18 protein-coding genes and 1 tRNA gene are annotated in these 19643 nt (G+C 72.6%); 9 read left to right on the forward strand and 10 right to left on the reverse strand.

Going from position 1 to position 19643, the window contains the following annotated elements; translation table 11 throughout:
• Positions 1-15 precede the first annotated feature (15 nt).
• Positions 16-711, forward strand: a complete 696-nt coding sequence (locus ACIRF9_RS45785) for a hypothetical protein (protein ID WP_403835550.1) — start codon at positions 16-18, stop codon at positions 709-711.
• Here the strand turns inward: ACIRF9_RS45785 and ACIRF9_RS45790 are convergent.
• Both ACIRF9_RS45790 and ACIRF9_RS45795 read right to left on the reverse strand, forming a co-directional pair.
• A complete protein-coding gene (locus ACIRF9_RS45790; protein ID WP_403835552.1) occupies positions 686-1201 on the reverse strand; it encodes an NUDIX domain-containing protein in 516 nt (171 codons plus the stop codon). The two genes, ACIRF9_RS45785 and ACIRF9_RS45790, sit on opposite strands and share 26 nt — an antisense overlap.
• A 118-nt stretch (positions 1202-1319) precedes the next feature.
• The gene (locus ACIRF9_RS45795; protein WP_403835555.1) at positions 1320-2222 is read right to left on the reverse strand and encodes a DMT family transporter; all 903 of its coding nucleotides are present in this window, start codon (positions 2220-2222) and stop codon (positions 1320-1322) included.
• A 449-nt stretch (positions 2223-2671) separates the two neighbouring features.
• Here ACIRF9_RS45795 and ACIRF9_RS45800 point away from each other — a divergent pair, with 449 nt between their 5' ends.
• The 3 genes from ACIRF9_RS45800 to ACIRF9_RS45810 all read left to right on the forward strand — a co-directional run bounded on the left by ACIRF9_RS45800 (position 2672) and on the right by ACIRF9_RS45810 (position 5063).
• Positions 2672-3649, forward strand: coding sequence for a hypothetical protein (locus ACIRF9_RS45800; protein ID WP_403835558.1), 978 nt, complete (start codon positions 2672-2674; stop codon positions 3647-3649).
• A gap of 84 nt (positions 3650-3733) precedes the next feature.
• Complete coding sequence (locus ACIRF9_RS45805; RefSeq protein ID WP_403835560.1) at positions 3734-4459, forward strand: molybdopterin-dependent oxidoreductase; 726 nt, start codon at positions 3734-3736, stop codon at positions 4457-4459.
• A complete protein-coding gene (locus ACIRF9_RS45810) occupies positions 4443-5063 on the forward strand; it encodes a cytochrome b/b6 domain-containing protein (RefSeq protein WP_403835563.1) in 621 nt (206 codons plus the stop codon). The genes ACIRF9_RS45805 and ACIRF9_RS45810 overlap by 17 nt, the downstream gene beginning before the upstream one ends.
• Before the next feature lie 6 nt (positions 5064-5069).
• Here the strand turns inward: ACIRF9_RS45810 and ACIRF9_RS45815 are convergent, their stop codons facing one another.
• From ACIRF9_RS45815 to ACIRF9_RS45825, 3 genes are all read right to left on the reverse strand, one after another.
• A complete protein-coding gene (locus ACIRF9_RS45815) occupies positions 5070-6317 on the reverse strand; it encodes a hypothetical protein (RefSeq protein ID WP_403835565.1) in 1248 nt (415 codons plus the stop codon).
• Between the two features lie 65 nt (positions 6318-6382).
• The gene (locus ACIRF9_RS45820) at positions 6383-7780 is read right to left on the reverse strand and encodes a gluconate:H+ symporter (RefSeq protein ID WP_403835568.1); all 1398 of its coding nucleotides are present in this window, start codon (positions 7778-7780) and stop codon (positions 6383-6385) included.
• 40 nt (positions 7781-7820) lie between these two features.
• Complete coding sequence (locus ACIRF9_RS45825) at positions 7821-8339, reverse strand: gluconokinase (RefSeq protein ID WP_403835571.1); 519 nt, start codon at positions 8337-8339, stop codon at positions 7821-7823.
• Between the two features lie 159 nt (positions 8340-8498).
• On the opposite strand from ACIRF9_RS45825, the gene ACIRF9_RS45830 reads away from it, so the two are divergent.
• The gene (locus ACIRF9_RS45830) at positions 8499-9200 is read left to right on the forward strand and encodes a FadR/GntR family transcriptional regulator (RefSeq protein WP_403835574.1); all 702 of its coding nucleotides are present in this window, start codon (positions 8499-8501) and stop codon (positions 9198-9200) included.
• Between the two features lie 188 nt (positions 9201-9388).
• Here the strand turns inward: ACIRF9_RS45830 and ACIRF9_RS45835 are convergent, their stop codons facing one another.
• The 4 genes from ACIRF9_RS45835 to ACIRF9_RS45850 form a co-directional block, all read right to left on the reverse strand.
• Positions 9389-9763 (reverse strand): YchJ family protein, encoded by a 375-nt coding sequence (locus ACIRF9_RS45835; RefSeq protein ID WP_403835576.1) that lies wholly within the window; start codon positions 9761-9763, stop codon positions 9389-9391.
• A gap of 13 nt (positions 9764-9776) precedes the next feature.
• Positions 9777-11120, reverse strand: a complete 1344-nt coding sequence (locus ACIRF9_RS45840) for a M1 family metallopeptidase (RefSeq protein ID WP_403835579.1) — start codon at positions 11118-11120, stop codon at positions 9777-9779.
• A 77-nt stretch (positions 11121-11197) separates the two neighbouring features.
• Entirely contained in the window at positions 11198-15061 is a 3864-nt protein-coding gene (locus ACIRF9_RS45845; RefSeq protein ID WP_403835581.1) for a Pls/PosA family non-ribosomal peptide synthetase, read from the reverse strand.
• A gap of 272 nt (positions 15062-15333) precedes the next feature.
• Positions 15334-15418 (reverse strand) — tRNA-Leu (locus tag ACIRF9_RS45850).
• A 240-nt stretch (positions 15419-15658) separates the two neighbouring features.
• Between ACIRF9_RS45850 and ACIRF9_RS45855 the strand changes: the two genes are divergently transcribed.
• From ACIRF9_RS45855 to ACIRF9_RS45865, 3 genes are all read left to right on the forward strand, one after another.
• Positions 15659-16978 carry a M20/M25/M40 family metallo-hydrolase gene (locus ACIRF9_RS45855; RefSeq protein ID WP_403835583.1) on the forward strand — a complete coding sequence of 440 codons (1320 nt, stop codon included), beginning with the start codon at positions 15659-15661 and terminating at the stop codon, positions 16976-16978.
• Positions 16979-17156: 178 nt separating this feature from the next.
• Positions 17157-17390 carry a chaplin ChpH gene (gene chpH, locus ACIRF9_RS45860; protein ID WP_133913519.1) on the forward strand — a complete coding sequence of 78 codons (234 nt, stop codon included), beginning with the start codon at positions 17157-17159 and terminating at the stop codon, positions 17388-17390.
• Between the two features lie 179 nt (positions 17391-17569).
• Positions 17570-18472: a chaplin gene (locus tag ACIRF9_RS45865; RefSeq protein WP_403835586.1), complete on the forward strand. Its 903-nt coding sequence runs from the start codon at positions 17570-17572 to the stop codon at positions 18470-18472.
• Between the two features lie 69 nt (positions 18473-18541).
• On the opposite strand, the gene ACIRF9_RS45870 is transcribed toward ACIRF9_RS45865, so the two are convergent.
• Positions 18542-18730, reverse strand: coding sequence for a DUF5703 family protein (locus ACIRF9_RS45870; RefSeq protein WP_040896034.1), 189 nt, complete (start codon positions 18728-18730; stop codon positions 18542-18544).
• 47 nt (positions 18731-18777) lie between these two features.
• Between ACIRF9_RS45870 and ACIRF9_RS45875 the strand changes: the two genes are divergently transcribed.
• Positions 18778-19509: a hypothetical protein gene (locus tag ACIRF9_RS45875; protein WP_403835588.1), complete on the forward strand. Its 732-nt coding sequence runs from the start codon at positions 18778-18780 to the stop codon at positions 19507-19509.
• The last annotated feature ends 134 nt before the right edge of the window (positions 19510-19643 follow it).

Consider the following 19643-nt stretch of genomic DNA (forward strand, 5'->3'; position numbering starts at 1 on the left):
GATACGGTTTCGGGCATGGAGGTCCCCACGGCACTGGCCGGGTACGCGATGCCCGGACACGGCATCGCTCGCGCCGAGCACCAGCTCGACCTGCCCGGATTCTGGCCGGCGTACTTCGGCCCCGTCTGGGGGGACTTCGCGTACGACCCCGAGCCCTTCGGCGCGGACGCCGCCGACGTGGACGCGGCACTGGAGGCGCTCCACGAGGCGACGGAGGTGTGGCCCGCGTACCGGATACCGCTCCCGGACGACCGGGTGGTGTGGGTGGTGCACCGCAACTTCCCGGACGACGCCGGCGTGGACTACCTGCTGACCGGCCCGGACCTCCCCCGTGTGGAGCGTCTGGCATCGATCGAGGGCCACTTCTGCGGCCCGGGCCTGTCCTGGCCGGACCTGCTCGCCGTCGCCGGCTCCGCACCGCCGGGCCTCGAGGGAGTCCTCGACCCGGACCGACGGCTGCTCCTGCTGCTCCCCGCCTACGGTGACGCGGACACCCCGGTCGAGGAGGCGCTGGAGCGGATATCCGCCGCGTTGGTCGCCGTGGGCGTCGACCCGGAGGCGGCACCCGACGCCGCGGAGCGGTTCCTGGACCACCCCTACTGGGAGAGCCCGTACTGGGACACACCGGGCAGGAGCCCGCTGAGCGGCGTCCGAGGCGCCCTCCCGCCGGTGACCCGGGTACTGCTCACCCTGCCGCCCGGTACTCCCTGAGCCGCTCGTAGGCCGCCAACCCGTCCGGCACCCACTCCCACTCGGGCAGCCGCCGCTCGACCTCCTCCTCGGGCAGGAAGTCGTGCCAGGCCACCTCCTCGACCTGCGGACTGACCGGCAGGTCGCAGCGGACCTCGTACACCGCCGACCACCAGCTCTGGCCGGCGCCGTCGTCGTAGAGGAACTTGAAGAGGAACTCCGGGCGGGGCAGTCCGCTCACGCCCAGCTCCTCCTCGGCCTCGCGCAGGGCCGCGTCGTCGTAGCCCTCGCCCGCGCCGACCACCCCGCCGACGAACATGTCGTACAGGGAGGGGAAGACCAGCTTGGTCGGGGTGCGGCGATGGACGAAGAGCCGGCCCTCGGCGTCCCTGGCCTGGATGAACACACAGCGGTGACGCATCCCCTCGGCGTACGCCTGCCCGCGCGGGAACTGTCCGATGACCTGGTCGTTCTCGTCGACGATGTCGAGGATCTCGTCAGCAGCGCTCATGGGCCCATCCAAGCAGGCGCGCCACGGCGCAAACAGTCAACAGCTCGCCCACGGCGCAGACAGTCGACAGCGCGCCCACGAGGCAGACAGTCAGCAGGCGCGCCCGCGACGCGGACCGTCAGCGGGACGACTGCGGCTCGAGGTTCGGGACCCGCTCGCGCGGTGCGGTGCCACTGGGCATCGCCGGGTGCAGTCCGAGCAGGACGATGCCCGCGACGACCGCCGCGAGGCCCGCCGCCTCCCAGGCCAGCGCGCCGGTGTCGGTGCGCAGCCGGTCGCCGAGGAAGCCCACGCCGCAGATGATCCCGGCGAGCGGCTGGGCCGCGGTCAGCGCGGGCAGGGACATGCGCAGCGGCGCCGTCTCGAAGGCGCTCTGCACCAGCACCAGCCCGGTCACACCGAGGGCCAGCACGGCGTACGGCTGCCAACCGGTGAACAGCTCGCCGAGGCCGCCCGCGGAGAAGCGCTGGCCGCTCACCCGGGTCAGGGCGTCCTGCACGCCGTAGAGCAGGCCGGCCGCGAGGGAGAGCAGGACCGGGCCCGAGCTGAGCCGGGAGCGTTTGGCGTACGTGGTGAGCAGCAGGGCCGTGCCGACCATCACGCCGATGATCAGCCAGTGCCGCAGCGGATCGGTGATCGCGGACCCGCCGCGCGGCTCACCCGCAACGATGAACGCGGTCACGCCGCCCGCGAGGAGCGCGAGGCCCGCCCAGCCCTGGCGGCCCAGCGGCTGTTTCGTCTGATGCCGGGAGAGGGCGAGCGCGAAGAGGAGGTTCGTGGCGAGCAGCGGTTCGACCAGGGAGATCTCGCCCTGACCGAGGGCGATCGCGCCCAGCACCATGCCGGCCACCATCAGACCGATACCGCCCAGCCAGCGCGGCACCTTGATCAGGTCGAGCAGCAGCCGGGGCGACAGGAAGTCGCCGAGTGGTGCCTTCTGGGCGGCGTTCTGCTGGAGCACGAACCCGAAGCCCAGGCAGCAGGCGGCGCTCACGGCGAGAACAAGAACCAGAACCGACACGCTGCGTACCTCGATCATCCGGTCGGACCACGGACGGGTGCGGTGTGGCCGACTGTAGCCTCCCAACGCCCGGTGCGCCCTGGGAGTGCCCGGAAATCTGCTTCCGGGAGTACCCGGATGCGGCCGGGACTACCCGGAAACCGGGCGGTTGACTCGGTCGCGGGCACCCGGCGGACGGAGCCGGAGGGCGCGGCGGACCGTACGGCCATGGTGTGCGCTGCCGCCGCGCCGCGCCATGGCGTACGCCACATCGACCTGGTCACGGGCCGCTCGCGGGACGCCTCACCAGCGGCGGGTCGTTCTCAAGTTCCTTGCGCTCCACGGTAGTTGACACCTGTCACATTCCCCCGGCCCTTGACGCGGGCCTTGGCTGAGGCTTTGCTGTGCGTGATCGGCCGATCGCGGGCCGATGTCAGAGCCGTCACCGAGGAGGATGAGGAAGTCCCGCGGTGCCCCCACCCCCACTCTCCGGGAGCGGCCGCGGACGCGCCGCCGCCCGGACCCCCGACCCGGCCCTCGACGACACCGAACTGGGTGCCGCCCGAGCCGCGTTGTCCCAGGGCCGCTGGCAGGCCGCCCGCTCCCTGCTCGCCCACACGGGCGAGGACTGGGACCGCCGCGCCCACCGCGTCGCGGTCCTCGCCCTCGAACCGTACGCCGCCGCCTGGGCCCACGACTGGCTGCTCGCCGCACCCGACTGCGCCGACGGACGCGTCCTGCACGCCCTCGCCCAGGTCCGCCGTGCCCTGCGCGGCAAGGAGGACCCGGCCGTCGCCCGCCAGTCCTGCCGCACCGCCGCCGCACTCGCCCCCGCGGACCCGACGCCCTGGCTGGGCCTGCTCATGCTGGAACGCGACGGGAGCGGGGGCCGCGACGGCGACACCGAGGCCGTGCGGATCTTCGAGGAGATCCGGGCCCGTCACCGCGACCACCACCACGCGCACCACCTGATGGTCGCCCGGCTCGCCGAGCGCCGCGCCGCCGCCGGCCCGGACCCGCTGCACGAGGTGTACGACTTCGCCGCCTGGGCCGCCGAGCAGGCACCCGCCGACTCCCCGCTCGCCATCCTCCCGGTCGTCGCGCACGCCGAGCGCTACCGCGTCCTGGCCGCCCACGGCTTCGAACCGGTCGACCCGGCCGCCTCGGGACACTGGCGCGACGCGCGGGCCCGGGACGTGATGAAGGCGGCCTTCGACTGGTGGCTGGAGTGGGAGTGCGACGGCCACCCCCGCCGCCTGATCGACCTGAACTTCCTCGCCCACGCCAAGGTCCACGAGGGCCGCAGCGCCGAGGCGGCCGCCCTGTTCCAGCACATCGGCGAACACGTCACGTCCAGGCCCTGGTCGTACCCGGACCGCGACCCCGCCCCGGCCTTCCGCACGGCCCGCGCCGCCGCCCTCGGCCTGAGAACCGCGCCCACGGTCTGAGAGCCGGGTAAGAAGTGATGACGGAAGTCTGACGGCTGCCGGGAAACCTGGCCCCGCCCGTCCCCCGGGTGTTCGAATGGATACGTGAATTCCGAAGCACCCGAGGAACGCGGCACCCCCGTCGGCCGCCGTGTCTTCCTCGGCACCCTCGCCCTCGGCGCCCTGGGTGTCGTCGCCGCGCCCCCGCTCCAGCGCGGCCTGGAGGCCTTCCTCGGCAGCGCCGCCGACAAGGACCCCACCGGCCTGACCGGACTGCTCCCCAACGGCGGCGGCTTCCGCTACTACTCCGTGGCCTCCTCCGTCCCGCACAAGAACGCCACGAACTACCGTCTCACCGTCGACGGCCTGGTCGACCGCCCCGCGACCTACACCCTCGCCCAGCTCAGGGCCATGCCGCAGACCCGTATGGTCAAGGACGTCCAGTGCGTCACCGGCTGGCGGGTCCCCGACACGCCCTTCGAGGGCGTACGGCTCTCCACCCTCCTGGACGCCTCCGGCGTCAAGGCCAAGGCCGGTGCCCTCCGTTTCACCTGCTTCGACGGCACCTACACCGAGAGCCTCACCCTCGACCAGGCCCGCCGCGCCGACGTCCTGGTCGCCCTGCGCATGCAGGACAAGGACCTCGGCCACGACCACGGCGGCCCGGTGCGCCTCTACGTGGCCCCCATGTACTTCTACAAGTCCGCCAAGTGGCTCTCCGGCATCACCGTCACCGAGGACGTGCGGCCCGGCTACTGGGAGAACCGGGGCTACGACGTCGACGCCTGGGTCGGCAAGTCGAACGGGCGGGACGATGAGCCTACGAGCTGAGGCACCCCCGGCGACCGGGATCCCCCGCTTCACCCGCGCCGAACGGTGGATCCACCGCACCACCGCCCTGCTCATGGGCGTCTGCGTGGTGACGGCCTCCTTCCTGTACGTCCCCGAGTTCGCGCAACTCGTCGGGCGCCGTGAACTGGTGGTCCGGGTCCACGAGATCGCGGGTGTGCTCCTCCCGGTGCCCGTGCTGGCCGGTCTGGCCTCCCGCGCGTTCCGTGCCGACCTCGGACACCTCAACCGGTTCGGCCCGCACGACCGCCGCTGGCTGCGCGCCGCCCTGCGCCGGGACAAGCGGCGCGCGTCGCGTCCGGCGGCCAAGTTCAACGCCGGGCAGAAGATCTACGCGGCCTGGATCGCCGGCGCGACCCTGGTGATGCTGGGCACCGGCCTGATCATGTGGTTCACCCACCTCACCCCGATCATGTGGCGTACCAGCGCGACCTTCGTCCACGACTGGCTGGCCCTGACCATCGGTGTCGTCCTCGCCGGCCACATCGGCATGGCGCTCGGCGATCCGGAGGCCCGCCGGGGGATGCGCACCGGATCCGTGAGCCGGGAGTGGGCGGAGCGGGAGCATCCGCTCTGGCGGCGCTGAGCCGGCTCACCGCCGCCGGACGGGGAAGCGCGGCGCGGGTGCCGCCCCCGGCTCTGCCGCTGCGGTGGCGGTGGCGGTGGCGGTGCCGATGCCGGTGTCGGAGTGGGTCGCTCCGCCGAGCCGGCCGACCGGGCGGGCTCCGCTGAGGGCGCCCGGCGAGCCGGGCGAACCGTTTCCGCCGACGCCGGTTCCGCCGGTCCCGCCGGGTCCCTCGGATGCCCCCGGTGTCTGCGTCGGCGCGCTCACCTCCGGCCCGACGACCCGGAACGCGTCCTCCTTCACCGCCTCCGTCGTCGCGTACCGCACGCTCACCGTCACCCCCGCGGACGTCGTCCCGGATCCCGTGCCGAGATCCGGGACCACGGCCGCCAGCACCAGTCCGTCCCCCGACCGGGAGAGGGCCCGCGGCGGCCCGTCCACCTGTCGGCCGCCGACCAGCACCGTCCCCTCCCGCAGCAGCTCGGCCTGGTCGAAGTAGGTGCCGCGCAGCTCGATCCGGATCGAGTCGCCGGGCCGGGCCTCGCCGTCGCCGCCCACGTCGACCGCGGTGACGGCATAGGCGCAGGCGGGGGCGGCGGCCGGGGCGTCCGTCAGCCGGGCGGTGGCCGAGGGCCGGGACCGGTGGAAGGCGAGCAGACCGGCCAGCACCCGCTGGGCCGCCCGCCCCTTGCAGGTGTTCAGCGGCCCCGCGAGCGCCGCGTGGTCGCGTTCCGCCGCCGCCCAGCCGCCGCCGTCGCGGCCCTGCGCGGCGAGACAGGCGTGGGCCAGCCCGCGCAGTACCTTCCAGTCGTCGCCGACGGACGTACGGGGGATCAGCCCGAGGGCGTCCCGGCACCGGGACGGTGTGCGGAGCAGGTCGTACACGCTGTCCGGGGCGGGCCGGTGGTCGGTGTCGGGCGAGGCGGGGCCGGGCGGCAGCCAGGCGGGACCGGTCACCGGGGGCGCCGTACTCGCGCTCGGCGCGGACGTGGGGGAGCCGTCGGGACTCGGCGGGGCGCCGGAGCCGGCGCTTGTGCCCGCCTCCACGCCCCCGGACCCCAGCACACTGGGCCACGGCGACGGCGAGTCCGCCGGGGTCTCCCCGACGGCACCGCCGGAGACGGACTCGCCCGAGCCCTGCGCGGTCCCGCCGGACACGTTCGTGTTCCCACCGCCGCGCGACGCGGCACCGCCCTCCGTCACCGCCGCCGTGGCCACGGCCACCGCTCCCACGAAGAGCAGCGCCGACACACGCGTCCCCAGTGATACGGCCATGACGTCCCCCCAGTCGTCGCCCCCAGGGCTCATCATGGGCTGCCCGCACCGCCCGGCGGAACCCCCTACAGGACGAGTGAGAGCAGCAGCACCAGCCCGCCCGCGACCACCGAGATGATCGTCTCCATGACCGACCAGGTCTTGATGTTCTGGCCGACGCTGAGGCCGAAGTACTCCTTGGTCAGCCAGAAGCCGGCGTCGTTGACATGGCTGAAGAAGAGCGAGCCGGAGCCGATGGCCAGGACGAGCAGGGCCGTGTGGGTCGTCGACATGTCGGCTGCCAGCGGGGCGACCAGACCGGCCGCGGAGATCGTCGCCACGGTCGCCGAACCGGTCGCGAGCCGGATCGCGACCGCGATCAGCCAGGCCAGCAGCAGTGCCGGGATCGACCAGTCCTTCGAGATGTCCAGGACCATCCGACCGACCCCGCTGTCGATCAGGGTCTGCTTGAAGCCGCCGCCCGCGCCGACGATCAGCAGGATGCCGGCGATAGGCGCGAGCCCCGTCTCGACCACGCCCGATATCCGCTCCTTCGAGAACCCGGCGGGCCTGCCCAGTGTGAAGATGCCGACCAGGACGGCCGCGAGCAGCGCGATCAGCGGGGAGCCGATGACGTCGAAGACGCGCTGCACGGTGTGCGTGGGGTCGTCCACGACGATGTCGACCAGTGCCTTGGTCAGCATCAGCACGACGGGCAGCAGGATGGTGGCGAGCGTGGCGCCGAAGCCGGGCCGCTTCTCCAGCTCCTCCGAGGGCCGCTGAGGCAGCATGCGCTCGGGAGCCGGGACGTCCACCCAGCGCGCGGCGAACCGGGAGAACACCGGCCCCGCGATCACGACCGTGGGGATCGCGACGAGCACACCGAGCGCCAGCGTGACGCCCAGGTTGGCGCCGACCGCGTCGATCGCGACCAGCGGCCCGGGGTGCGGAGGCACCAGCCCGTGCATCACGGACAGACCGGCCAGTGCCGGGATGCCGATCCGCATGAGCGAGTAGTTGCCCCGCTTCGCCACCATCAGCACCACGGGGATCAGCAGCACCACGCCGACCTCGAAGAACAGCGGCAGACCGATCACCGAGGCGATCAGCACCATCGCCCACGGCATCGAACGCCCGCCCGCCTTGGCGAGGATCGTGTCGACGATCTGGTCGGCGCCGCCGGAGTCCGCGAGCATCCGGCCGAGGATCGCGCCGAGCGCGATCAGCACGCCCACACTGGCGACCGTGGCACCGAGCCCGGTGGTGAAACTGGTGATGACCTTGTCCAGCGGCGCCCCGGCGAACGCGCCGAGCGCGAGCGAGCCGATGGTCAGCGCCAGGAAGGCGTGGAGCTTGAACCGGGTGATGAGCAGGACGATGACGGCGATGCCCGCCAGCACGGCGATGCCCAGCTGAGCGTGGCCGGCCGAGGTGATGGGCTCGGCGGTGTCCGCTGCCAGCATCTCTGCGCTGAGTCTGGTCACGGGGGTCCCTTGGAGTTGTGGTGGAGGGGGAGGGAAGTGGTTACAGGCGGGTGTCGGAGAGCCCGGCGAGTGCCTGCGCGGCCCGCTCGGTGATCTCCTCGGGCGTGCCGGAGACGTCGACGACGACTCCCGCCTCGTCCGGCTGGAGCGGCTGCAGCGTGGCGAACTGGGAGTCCAGCAGCGCGGTCGGCATGAAGTGACCCCGCCGGTGCGCCATCCGGTCCTCGATCAGCGCGCGGTCGCCCGCGAGGTGCACGAACACGAGCCCCGGGGCAGTGGCCCTGAGCCGGTCCCGGTACGACCGCTTCAGCGCCGAGCAGCTGACCACCCCACCCAGCCCGGCCCGCCCGTGCGCCCAGGCACCGATGGCGTCCAGCCACGGCCACCTGTCCGCGTCGTCGAGCGGGGTGCCGGCCGACATCTTGGCGATGTTGGCCTGCGGGTGGAAGTCGTCGCCCTCGGCGTACGGAACGCCCAGCCGGGCCGCGAGCAGCGGACCGATCGTGGTCTTGCCCGTGCCGGCGACGCCCATCACCGCGACGACGTGGGGGGTCTGCATCGCTGCCTCGCAGTCTTCCGAAGCCGTTGTCCCTGAAGCCGTCTTCCGACGACACCTGATGTCGACGACACTGAAACCGATTAGGTACGACGAATTCAAGAGTCTGTGACAAATAAGTCTGACTTTTTGAGGCTGTGATCCACCCCGTACGCTGAGTGCATGACCACTCCGGGCCGGGGTCTGCACGGCCATGTACTGGACACCCTGGGCCCCGCCATCACCGCGGGCGAGTACCCGCCGGGCAGTGTGCTGCGGACCGACGAACTGGCCCAGCGCTTCGACGTCTCACGGTCCGTGATGCGCGAGGCGGTCCGCGTCCTGGAATCCATGCACCTGGTCGAGTCCCGCCGCCGCGTGGGCGTGACGGTCCGCCCCAAGGCCGAGTGGAACGTCTACGACCCCCAGGTCATCCGCTGGCGGCTGGCCGGCGCCGACCGCCCGCACCAGCTGCGCTCGCTCACCGTCCTGCGCTCGGCGATCGAGCCGGTCGCGGCCGGCCTGGCGGCCCGCAACGCCACGGCCGAGCAGTGCGCCGAGCTGACCGAGTGCGCGCTCGGCATGGTGGCCCACTCACGCGGTCACAAACTGGAGGGCTACCTCTTCCACGACATCGCCTTCCACCGCGTGATCCTCGCCGCCTCCGGCAACGAGATGTTCGCCCGCCTCGGCGACGTCGTGGCCGAGGTCCTCACCGGCCGCACCCACCACGAGGTCATGTTCGAGGACCCCGACCCGGCCGCCGTCACCCTCCACGTCAAGCTCGCGGAGGCGATCCGCGAGGGCGACGCCCCCCGCGCCGAACACCTCACCCGCGAGATCACCGCCGGCGCCCTCCAGGAACTGGACGTCCTGGCCCCCTAGGGCCCGTCGTTTGGATCACGCCGCAGACGCGGGGTCTGGCACGCGCATCTGCCGCGTTGTCGTCGGTTGCCGACGCTCCGCGTCGACGCCCTCCTCCGCCTTGCAGCTGCACGCACCAGACCCCGCTCGGCTCGGCCGAGAGGACACCGCTGCTTTCCTGCGGCCTGATCCAAACGACAGGCCCTAGGTCAGTCCGGGAAGTCCCCGTCCACGTACACCCACGCCCCGTCCACCCGCTCGAACCGGCTCACCTCGTGCAGCGAGCCGCCCCGGAAGGACGCCCGGAACTCCACCGTCCCCGTCGTGTGGAACGCGGATCCGTCCTTCGTCGCGAGGATCTCCAGCCCCGTCCACCGCATCCCCGGATCCAGCTCGAGCCGCGCCGGCCGCGTCCGCGGATGCCAGGTCCGCGTCAGATACCCCACCTCGCCCTTCACGAAGGCCGTGTAGCGCGAACGCATCAGCGCTTCGGCGGTGGGCGCGGCGGCGGGGCCACGGTGGTAGCGGCCGCAGCAGGCCTCGTACGCCTGGGGCAGCCCGCACGGGCAGGAACGCGTGGTCATGGCCGCCATTGTGCTAGGCCGTCGCGCGGGTCTCGGCCATCGGCAGCGGCGGCAGCGCCCCCTGGTGCAGCCACGCGTCGAACAGCTCGTCGAGCGGCTCGGACGTGAACCGTGCGGCATGGGCCGTGAACATGGGCGTCGTCACCGCGCCACCCCGGTGCAGCCCGAGCCAGGCGCGCAGCATCCGGAAGAACGCGTCGTCGCCCAGGGCGCAGCGCACCGCGTGCACGGCGAGCCCGCCGCGCTCGTACAGCCGGTCGTCGAACATCGACTTGCGGCCGGGGTCGGCCAGCTTCAGATCCTGTGGGAGGGAGGAGAGCAAACGGTGTGCGACAGCGGCGAGTTGCTGCGCGCCGCGCCCGCCCGACCGCTCCGACCACAGCCATTCCGCGTACTTCGCGAACCCCTCGTTGAGCCAGATGTGCCGCCAGTCGGCGATGGACACGCTGTTGCCGAACCACTGGTGCGCCAGCTCATGCGCCACCAGCCGCTCCGAACCCCGCGCCCCGTCCACGTGGTTGGCGCCGAACAGCGACAACCCCTGGGCCTCGACGGGCACATCGAGCTCCTCGTCGGTGACCACGACCGCGTACTCGTCGAACGGATAGGGCCCGAAGAGCTGTTGGAACAGATCCATCATCCCCGGCTGCCGCGCGAAGTCCCGGGAGAACTTCGGCAGCAGGTGCGCGGGTATGTGCCCGTGCATCGGCACCCCGCCGAGCCCCGGATCGCCCAGCAGCACCGTCTGGTACTTACCGATCGACATCCCGACCAGATAGCTCGACGTCGGCGCCGACTGCTCGTACACCCAGGTCGTCGTCGACGCCTTCGTGGTACGGGTCAGCAGCCGGCCGCCCGCCACCACCGCGTACGCCGACGGGGTCGTGACCGAGATCAGGTACGACGCCTTGTCGGCCGGGCGGTCGTTGCACGGGTACCACGAGGGCGCCCCGACCGGCTGGCTCGCGACCAGGGCGCCGTCCGCCAGCTCCTCCCAGCCGATCCCGCCCCAGGGGCTGGACACCGGCTTGGGATTGCCCGACCAGTGCACCTCCACCGTGAAGGCCGCCCCCGCCCGCAGCGCCTTGGCGGGGCGGACGCGCAGCTTGCCGCCCCGATGCGTGTAGTGCGGCTGCCGGCCGTCCACCCGCACCCGCCCGATCCTGAAGTCGGCCAGGTTCAACTGGAATTCGGTCAGCGGCGCGCGCCCCGCGATCGCGTTGATCCGGGCCGTCCCCGACAGCCGGTTCGGGCCGGGACGGTAGTCCAGCATGAGTTCGTAGCGATGCACCCGGTACCGGGGATCGCCGTTGCCCGGGAAATACGAGTCCGGGCCCACTGACTGCTGCACTGCCACTTCCGCGTCCGCTCCCTGCGCCGTACTCGAAGAACCACCGACCGGTGCGCCGCCCGCAGTCACCGAGTGGCCCGCGCTCAGGGACGCCATGCCTCGATCGGGTTGCCGAGCCAGCGGGTGTCGTCCGGGACGGACTCCGCGGCCATGACGAGCGACGCGGGACCCAGGGTCGTACGGGCCCCGATCGTGCTGCCGGGCAGCACGATCCCGCCAGGGCCCAGCGTGGCGCCCTCACGGAGGACCACAGTATCCGTCCGCAAGATCCGGTCGTGGAAGAGGTGAGTCTGGAGCACGCACCCGCGGTTGACCGTGGTCCCGTCCTCCAGTGTGACCAGGTCCGCCTCGGGCAGCCAGTAGCTCTCCACCCACGCACCCCGCCCGATCCGCGCCCCGAGCCCCCGCAGCCACGCCGTCATCACCGGCGTACCGGGCACCGCGCCCGCCAGCCACGGCACGGCCACCACCTCGACGAACGTGTCCGCCAGCTCGTTGCGCCACACGAAGGAACTCCACAGCGGATGCTCCCCGCTGCGGTGCCGCCCCACCAGCAGCCACTTCGCGACCACCGACAGCAGACAGCCCGCCACACCCGCACCGAGCAGCACCAGCCCGCCGAGCAGCGGCGCCCACACCCCCAGCGCACACAGCGCGGCCACCGTCAGCACCGCCAGCGCCGCCGAGCAGAACACCGGCACGATCCGGCACAGCTCCACCAGCCCGCGCGCCCACAGCAGCCGCGCCGGCGGGTCGTACGTACGGCTCTGGTCGCCGTCCGCGGAGCTGCGCGGCAGCTTCACCGGCGGCAGGCCCAGATAGGAGCTGCCCTTCTTCGCCTTCTTCGGCGTCGCCGACAGCACCCCGACCAGACCGCCGTCCGGCACGCTCCGGCCCGGCGCGGTCATCCCCGAGTTCCCGAGGAACGCCCGCCGCCCGATCTCCGCGCGCCCGATCCGCAGCCAGCCGCCACCCAGTTCGTACGGCGCGGTCAGCGTGTCGTCGGCCAGGAACGCGCCCTCGCCGACCGTGGTCAGGCTGGGCAGGGCGAGCACGGTCGACACCTCGGCGCCCCGGCCGATCCGCATCCCGAGCAGCCGCAGCCACACCGGCGTGACCAGCCCGGCGTACAGCGGGAACAGGGTCTCGCGGGAGCGGTCCATCAGCTGGGTGACCGTCCAGGCCTGCCAGCCGACCCGGCCGTGCGTCGGATGCGTGCCCTCCCGCAGCCCCAGGCTGAGCAGCCGTACGGCGACCAGGAGCAGCAGCGCGTACGCCAGCCCGTAGGCCAGCGTCGCCGGGACCAGCGCCAGCGCCGCCCCGCGCAGCGCCCCGCCCAGCCCGAGGCCCGGGGTGACGAGGACGCGGGCCACGAGGAGCGCGGCCCCGGCCGCCGCCACCGGCAGCAGGTTCAGCGCGACGCCGGTCAGGCCGTACATGACCCGCCAGTACGTGCCGCGCTGCGGCCGCTCCTTGGGCCAGTTCCGCTTCGCCTTGCCGAGCTTCACCGCGGGCGCGCCCGCCCACCGCTGCCCCGTCGGGATCTGCCCGCTGACCGCCGAGCCGGGCGCCACCTCGGCGCGCTTGCCGACCCGGGCGCCGGGGAAGAGCATGCTGCGCGTGCCGACGACGGCATGCGCGCCCACCTTGACCGTGCCGATCTCCAGCCGGTCCCCGTCCAGCCAGTACCCGGACAGGTCCACCTCGGACTCCACGGCCGCACCCCGGCCCAGCTTCAGCAGACCGGTGACCGGCGGCAGCGAGTGCAGGTCGACGTCCTGACCGACCTTCGCCCCCAGCGCACGGGCGTACCGCTCCAGCCAGGACCCGGTCAGCGAAGTCGCCCCGCTGAACTCGGCCAGCCGCTCGGCCGCCCACAGCCGCACATGCACCGACCCGCCCCGCCGGTACCGGCCGGGCCTCACACCCCGCAGCAGCAGCCGCGCCCCGCCCGCCGCGAGGGCGATCCGCCCGGGCGGACTGAAGAACAGCAGGGCCCCGGCGGCCACCAGCCACCAGGACGCGGTCGGCAGCCAGCCGTACCCGGGCAGCAGATTGCCCACCGCGGCCAGCACGACCGTCCAGCGCAGCCCGAGCAGGGTGAACAGGGGCAGGAGCAGCAGGAGCTGGACGAACTGCGCCTTCCTCGGGACCGGCGCGACCGTACGGCCGCCGCCGTCGTCGTGCGCCGACTCCTCCAGCCGACGGGCCAGCTTGCGCAGCACCGGCTGCTGGTAGATGTCGAGCACCGCGGCGCTCGGGTAGCGGGTGCGCAGCCGGGTCGTGAGCTGGGCGGCGGCCAGACTGCCGCCGCCGATCGCGAAGAAGTCGTCGGACGCCGAGGTCACCGGGATGCCCAGCACCTCCGCCCACTGCTCGGCGAGCCAGGCCTCGGTGCCGTACAGATCCTCGCCCGCGGGCACCTCGACACCGTCGAGCGGCCACGGCAGGGCGTTGCGGTCGACCTTGCCGGACGTACGCGTCGGCAGGTCGTCGACCGGCGCGAGCAGCGGCACCAGGGCGGCGGGCAGCGCGGCCCGCAGCCGCTCCACGGCCTCGGCCCGGTCCCAGCCGTCCTGCGTGACGACGTACCCGACGAGCAGCTGGTTGCCGCTGCGCGCGGTCCGTACGGCCGCGGCCGCCCCCGCCACCTTGGGCAGCGCCTGCAGCGCCGCGTCCACCTCGCCCAGTTCGATGCGCCGCCCGCCGAGCTTGATCTGCTCGTCGGCTCGCCCGAGGAAGACCAGCCCCTCGGGCTCGGCCTTGACCAGGTCCCCGCTGCGGTACGCCCGCTCCCAGCCCAGCGAGTCCAGCGGCGCGTACTTCTCCGCGTCCTTCTCGGCGTCGAGGTAGCGTGCGAGCCCCACCCCGCCGATCACCAGCTGGCCGCTCCCGCCCATCGGCACGGGCTCACCGGCCTCGTCGACGACGGCCAGCTCCCAGCCGCGCAGCGGCAGCCCGATCCGGACCGGCTCCTCGCCCGACATCAGCGAGGCACAGGCGACCACGGTCGCCTCGGTCGGCCCGTACGTGTTCCAGACCTCCCGCCCCTCGGTCACCAGCCGTTGCACCAGCTCGGGCGGGCAGGCCTCACCACCGAAGATCAGCAGGCGGACGTCGTTGAGGGTCTCGGGCTCCCAGAGCGCGGCCAGCGTCGGCACCGTGGAGACGACGGTGATCTCCTGCTCGACCAGCCAGGGCCCGAGATCGGCCCCGCTCCTGACCTGCGACCGGGGCACCGGGACGAGGCACGCCCCGTACCGCCAGGCCAGCCACATCTCCTCGCAGGAGGCGTCGAAGGCCACCGACAGTCCGGCCATCACCCGGTCACCGGGCCCGATCGGCTCCTCGGCGAGGAACAGCGCGGCCTCGGCGTCCACGAAGGCGGCGGCGCTGCGGTGGCTGACGGCGACGCCCTTCGGCTTCCCGGTAGAGCCGGAGGTGAAGATGATCCACGCGTCGTGCTCGACCCCGGGCCGGGCGGCCCGGACGTCGGACACACCGTGCACGGCGATCTCGTGCCCGGCACCGATCACGGCCCGGACGTCCGCCTCCCCGAACACCAGCTCGGCCCGCTCGTCGGGGTCCTCGGCGTCGACGGGAACATAGGCGGCACCCGCGGCCAGAACGGCCAGGATCGCCACGTAGAGATCGTTGGTGCCGGACGGCACCCGCACCCCCACCCGGTCCCCGAGCCCCACCCCGGCGGCGGCGAGCCGGCGCCGCAGCCGCTCCACCTCCACGGCGAGCGCGCGATAGGTCAGGGGTGTGCTGCCGTCGTCCAGGGCGAGCTCGTCGGGGTGCGACCGCACCGACGCGTCGAAGATGTCGACAAGGGTGCGCGGAGAGGCGGCGGGCCCACCGGAGAAGCGGGCTCTGTCACCGAGTTGTACGCGGATTTCTTCGTCGAGCAGGCCGAGAGCACTGCTCTCGTGAATGGCTGCCATCGGTCCTCGCGTCTCGATCCCGGAAGCCTCCGGGGCGCCGGCGGGCCCGCAGGTCTGCCTGGGGTTGTCCGGGCCGGCTCCGTAACAAGCCGGAAATTTTAGTACGACGCTAGGCTCGCCCCTTTCTGTCAGCCATCGGGGAAGGCCGTCCGGGGGACGCGGGGATCCCCGGAGGCGGGCGGTGACCTGCGTGATCTTCGACCGGAGAGAGATCGGCCACACACAACGAGTGAGGGCCTCGACCAGCGGTCGAGACCCTCACTCTTCTCAAGTGTCCGAGGGGGGACTTGAACCCCCACGCCCGATAAAGGGCACTAGCACCTCAAGCTAGCGCGTCTGCCATTCCGCCACCCGGACAAGGTGTCTGTCGTGCGGGGTTTCCCCCGCGGCGACGTCGTAAACATTACCAGGCTTTGCGGGGTGCCCGATCACAGGTGGCCGACAGGACCACGCGGCCGGCGTGAACGGCGTGTGACGGGCCGGGACCGGTCTTGGGCCGGGGTTGCGGGGAGGGGGAGGATGAGGGGGACCACCAGCAGTGACGGTGGCCACCAGCAGTGACGGTGGCCGTCAGCGGCGACAGCGGGAGGAAGCAGCGTGAGCGACACGGCCAGGAGCGTCACCGGCGAGGACGAGGTCGTGGACCTCTGCCGTGACCTGATCCGGATCGACACCAGCAACTACGGCGACCACTCGGGTCCGGGTGAGCGCAAGGCGGCCGAGTGGGTCGCCGAGAAGCTCGCCGAGGTGGGCCTCGAGCCCCAGATCTTCGAATCGCACCCGGGGCGCGCCTCCACGGTGGCCCGCATCGAGGGCGAGGACCCGTCCCGGCCCGCCCTGCTCATCCACGGCCACACCGACGTCGTCCCGGCCAACGCGGCCGACTGGACCCACCACCCCTTCTCCGGAGAGGTCGCGGACGGGTGCGTCTGGGGCCGGGGCGCGGTCGACATGAAGGACATGGACGCGATGACCCTGGCGGTCGTCCGTGACCGGATGCGTTCCGGGCGCAAGCCGCCGCGGGACATCGTCCTCGCGTTCCTGGCCGACGAGGAGGCCGGCGGCCTGTACGGCGCCCGCCACCTCGTCGACCACCACCGTGACCTCTTCGAGGGCGTCACCGAGGCGATCAGCGAGGTCGGCGGGTTCTCGTTCACCGTGAGCGAGGAGCGTCGGCTCTACCTCATCCAGACGGCCGAGAAGGGCATGCACTGGATGAAGCTGACCGTCGCCGGCACCGCCGGGCACGGCTCGATGGTCCACCGGGACAACGCGATCACCGAGCTGTCCGAGGCCGTCGCCCGGCTCGGCCGGCACACCTTCCCCGTACGGGTGACCAAGACGACCCGGGCCTTCCTCGACGAGCTCGGCGACGCGCTCGGCACCGAACTGGACCCGGAGGACATGCAGTCCACCCTCGCCAGGCTCGGCGGCATCGCCAAGCTCATCGGCGCGACCCTGAGCAACACCGCCAACCCCACCCAGCTCGGCGCCGGCTACAAGGTCAACGTCATCCCGGGCGAGGCCACCGCGCATGTCGACGGCCGCTTCCTGCCGGGACACGAGGAGGAGTTCCTCGCCGACCTCGACCGGATCCTCGGCCCCAAGGTGCGCCGCGAGGACGTGCACTCCGACAAGGCCCTGGAGACGTCCTTCGACGGGGCGCTCGTCGAGGCCATGCAGTCGGCGCTGCTCGCCGAGGACCCGACCGCGAAGGCGGTCCCCTACATGCTCTCCGGCGGCACCGACGCCAAGTCCTTCGACGACCTCGGCATCCGCGGCTTCGGCTTCGCCCCGCTGAAGCTGCCCCCGGAGCTGGACTTCGCCGGCATGTTCCACGGTGTCGACGAGCGGGTGCCGGTGGACGGGCTGAAGTTCGGGGTGCGGGTGCTCGACCGGTTCATCGACGCGTCCTGAACGAGGTCTGAATTGTCCCGCTGAAACGAGATTTCACGGGGCCCGGGAAATCGTGCGCCTGTACGGGCGTGACTGGGAAGGGTGAATGCGCCGATAAGCGCGTAGCCTCATTAATTCCCCCTCGTTACTGGTGATGCGATCCGCTGATGGGGATCGCTTTTGCCAACAAGGAGGAATAATGATCAAGAAGGTCGTCGCTGCTGCGGCTGCCACTGGTGGGCTGGTTCTCGCGGGCGCGGGCCTGGCCGTCGCCGACGCCGGTGCCCAGGGTGCCGCGGTGCACTCCCCGGGTGTCGTGTCCGGCAACGTGATCCAGGTTCCGGTGCACGTCCCGGTGAACGTCTGCGGCAACACGATCTCGGTGATCGGGCTGCTGAACCCCGCCTTCGGCAACGTCTGCATCAACAAGTGACGTCGACCCGCTGAGGGGTCGTCCACACCGTCGGCCCCGGAGCGCACGCCATGCGCTCCGGGGCCGACCGGTCTTTTCCGAAGGAATGGCCGAAGAATTCGAACGGCCCGAAAGTCCCGGAAAACTGGAATGATGCGGGAATTCAGGTCGAGGACGAGATCGAAAGCAGGGAAACAGCAATGCGACAGGTCACCCGCAAAAGCCTCATGACCGTGGCGGCGGCCACGGGGGTGATCGCCGCCGCAGGCGGCTACGCCCACGCCGACTCGGGCGCGAGCGGTTCCGCCACCGACTCGCCCGGCATCGCGTCCGGCAACACGGTGCAGGCGCCGGTGAACATCCCGGTCAACGTGTGCGGCAACACCATCGACATCGTCGGGCTCCTCAACCCGTCGTTCGGCAACTCCTGTGCCAACAAGGGCGGCGGCCACCGCGCACCGGGCGGCTACGGCGACGACCAGGGGTACGGCGGCGGCAAGCACGGCGGCGGCCACGGGGGCGGCAAGCACGGCGGAGGGAACAGCGGCAGCCACGCCGGTGGCCACAACGGAGGCCACGGAGGCGGCTACAACGGCGGCTACGGCGGCTCCGGCATCCACACGGGCTCCGGGGGCGCGCACGCGGGCGGACACACCGGCGGCTCGCCCGGCGTCGGTTCCGGCAACCACGTCCAGGCACCGATCGACGTGCCCGTGAACGTGTGCGGCAACGGCATCGACGTCGTCGGGATCCTCAACCCGTCGTACGGCAACGACTGCGACAACGGCGGCGGCCACGACCACGGCACGCCTCCGACCCGCGGCCACGAGACGCCGGGCAAGCCGGGCCACCAGACCCCCGGCAAGCCGGCCGACCAGGACCGCTCCACCCCGTCCGGGCCCGAGGCCGTGCCGGCCACCCCGGGTCACAGGACGCCGGCCCGGGCCGCGAACCTCCAGCAGCCCGCCGGCGGCTCCGTCGCCAGTGGCGCGCAGCTCGCGGAGACCGGCAGCGAGCTGCCGATCGGCCTCGCCCTGCCGGCCGGCGCGGGCGCGCTGCTCGCGGGCGCGCTGATCTACCGCAAGGCGCGCGCCTCCATGTGACACCCCACGGTGCCGCACAACGGAGCGGGCCCCGCCTCGGCGGGGCCCGCTCCGTCCATGTCACTCACCTCACCACGTGGCACGCACCTGGCGGATGATCCGCCGGCGCAACCGCACCCTGCGGCTGCCGTCACGCATCAGGCTGAGGCGGTGCAACTCCCAGTGTCCGTACTCGGCATGGTCGGTCAGCAGACGTGTCGCCTCCTTGCGGGAGACCCCGCGCGGTACGTACACGTCGACAAATTCGTATTCCGGCATCGCATCTATTGTGCGGGCTGGGGCCTCGTACGGATAGCGTCTGCACTATGTCTGATGCTGCGCAGCCCACCGCTGCCGAGGTACGCGCCGCCGCCGAGGCGGTCAAGACCGCGCTCGACCGCCACCTGGCGGCGGTCGAACGCAGGACGGGGGAGGACGACCCGGCCGTCTACGAGGCCTTCAACGAGCTGGCCGCGGCGGCCGAGGTGTACGACGAACTGCTCTACGACCGCTACGACGAGGTCACGCCCTTCGAGATCCCCGGCGCGGAGGACTCCCTGCCGCCGTACACGGGCCCCGAGGAACCGAACGCGCTGAGCGTGCTGATCCGCCGTGACTACGCCGTCGCGGAGCCGCAGCGCCTCCTCGCGCAGGCCCAGCGGATCGAGGCGGCGGACGACGAGGCCGGCGAGAGCGCGGGCACCGTGCACGGAGCCCTCGGCATCCTGTTCGGCGAGTTCGAACCGGACGAGATCGCCTCCCGGCACAAGGAGTTCGGCCTGGAGGAGGGCGACTCCACGCTGTGGGTGCTGGCCGCGGACGAACCGGCCGAGCCGGGTGAATGGCTGGAGACGCCGTTCGAGCAGGCCGACCCGCAGCGGGTGGTCTGCCGGTTCGACGTGAGCGCGGTGTTCGACGACCTCGACGAGGACGAGGACGACGAGGACGACCCCGACGACGGCGCCGAGGATCTCACGACCGACCTCGAGGACCTCGACGACCTCGAGGACGAGGACCTGGACGGGGATCTCGAGCCGCTGGACGCCGATCGCCGCTAGCGGGCAGCAGGACGACAACGGGCGGCGGGGGCCCGGGCGGGGGAGCCCCACACCGCCCCCCCCCCCCCCCGTCGCCCCCACGGGGGCCCCGCCCGGCCCCCGGCCCAGGGGGGGCCCCCCGGGCGGCCGGCGGG

The sequence above is a fragment of the Streptomyces sp. NPDC096132 genome (assembly GCF_044763345.1).
In the GTDB taxonomy this organism is placed as follows: domain Bacteria; phylum Actinomycetota; class Actinomycetes; order Streptomycetales; family Streptomycetaceae; genus Streptomyces.

Coding starts and splice junctions, on each gene's coding strand:
- ACIRF9_RS45825 (WP_403835571.1), bottom strand. CDS start 8,339: ATGCAGACCCCCCACGTCGTCGCGGTGATGGGCGTCGCCGGCACGGGC.
- ACIRF9_RS45845 (WP_403835581.1), bottom strand. CDS start 15,061: ATGGCAGCCATTCACGAGAGCAGTGCTCTCGGCCTGCTCGACGAAGAA.
- chpH (WP_133913519.1), top strand. CDS start 17,157: ATGATCAAGAAGGTCGTCGCTGCTGCGGCTGCCACTGGTGGGCTGGTT.
- ACIRF9_RS45790 (WP_403835552.1), bottom strand. CDS start 1,201: ATGAGCGCTGCTGACGAGATCCTCGACATCGTCGACGAGAACGACCAG.
- ACIRF9_RS45865 (WP_403835586.1), top strand. CDS start 17,570: ATGCGACAGGTCACCCGCAAAAGCCTCATGACCGTGGCGGCGGCCACG.
- ACIRF9_RS45815 (WP_403835565.1), bottom strand. CDS start 6,317: ATGGCCGTATCACTGGGGACGCGTGTGTCGGCGCTGCTCTTCGTGGGA.
- ACIRF9_RS45810 (WP_403835563.1), top strand. CDS start 4,443: ATGAGCCTACGAGCTGAGGCACCCCCGGCGACCGGGATCCCCCGCTTC.
- ACIRF9_RS45835 (WP_403835576.1), bottom strand. CDS start 9,763: ATGACCACGCGTTCCTGCCCGTGCGGGCTGCCCCAGGCGTACGAGGCC.
- ACIRF9_RS45785 (WP_403835550.1), top strand. CDS start 16: ATGGAGGTCCCCACGGCACTGGCCGGGTACGCGATGCCCGGACACGGC.
- ACIRF9_RS45870 (WP_040896034.1), bottom strand. CDS start 18,730: ATGCCGGAATACGAATTTGTCGACGTGTACGTACCGCGCGGGGTCTCC.
- ACIRF9_RS45830 (WP_403835574.1), top strand. CDS start 8,499: ATGACCACTCCGGGCCGGGGTCTGCACGGCCATGTACTGGACACCCTG.
- ACIRF9_RS45875 (WP_403835588.1), top strand. CDS start 18,778: ATGTCTGATGCTGCGCAGCCCACCGCTGCCGAGGTACGCGCCGCCGCC.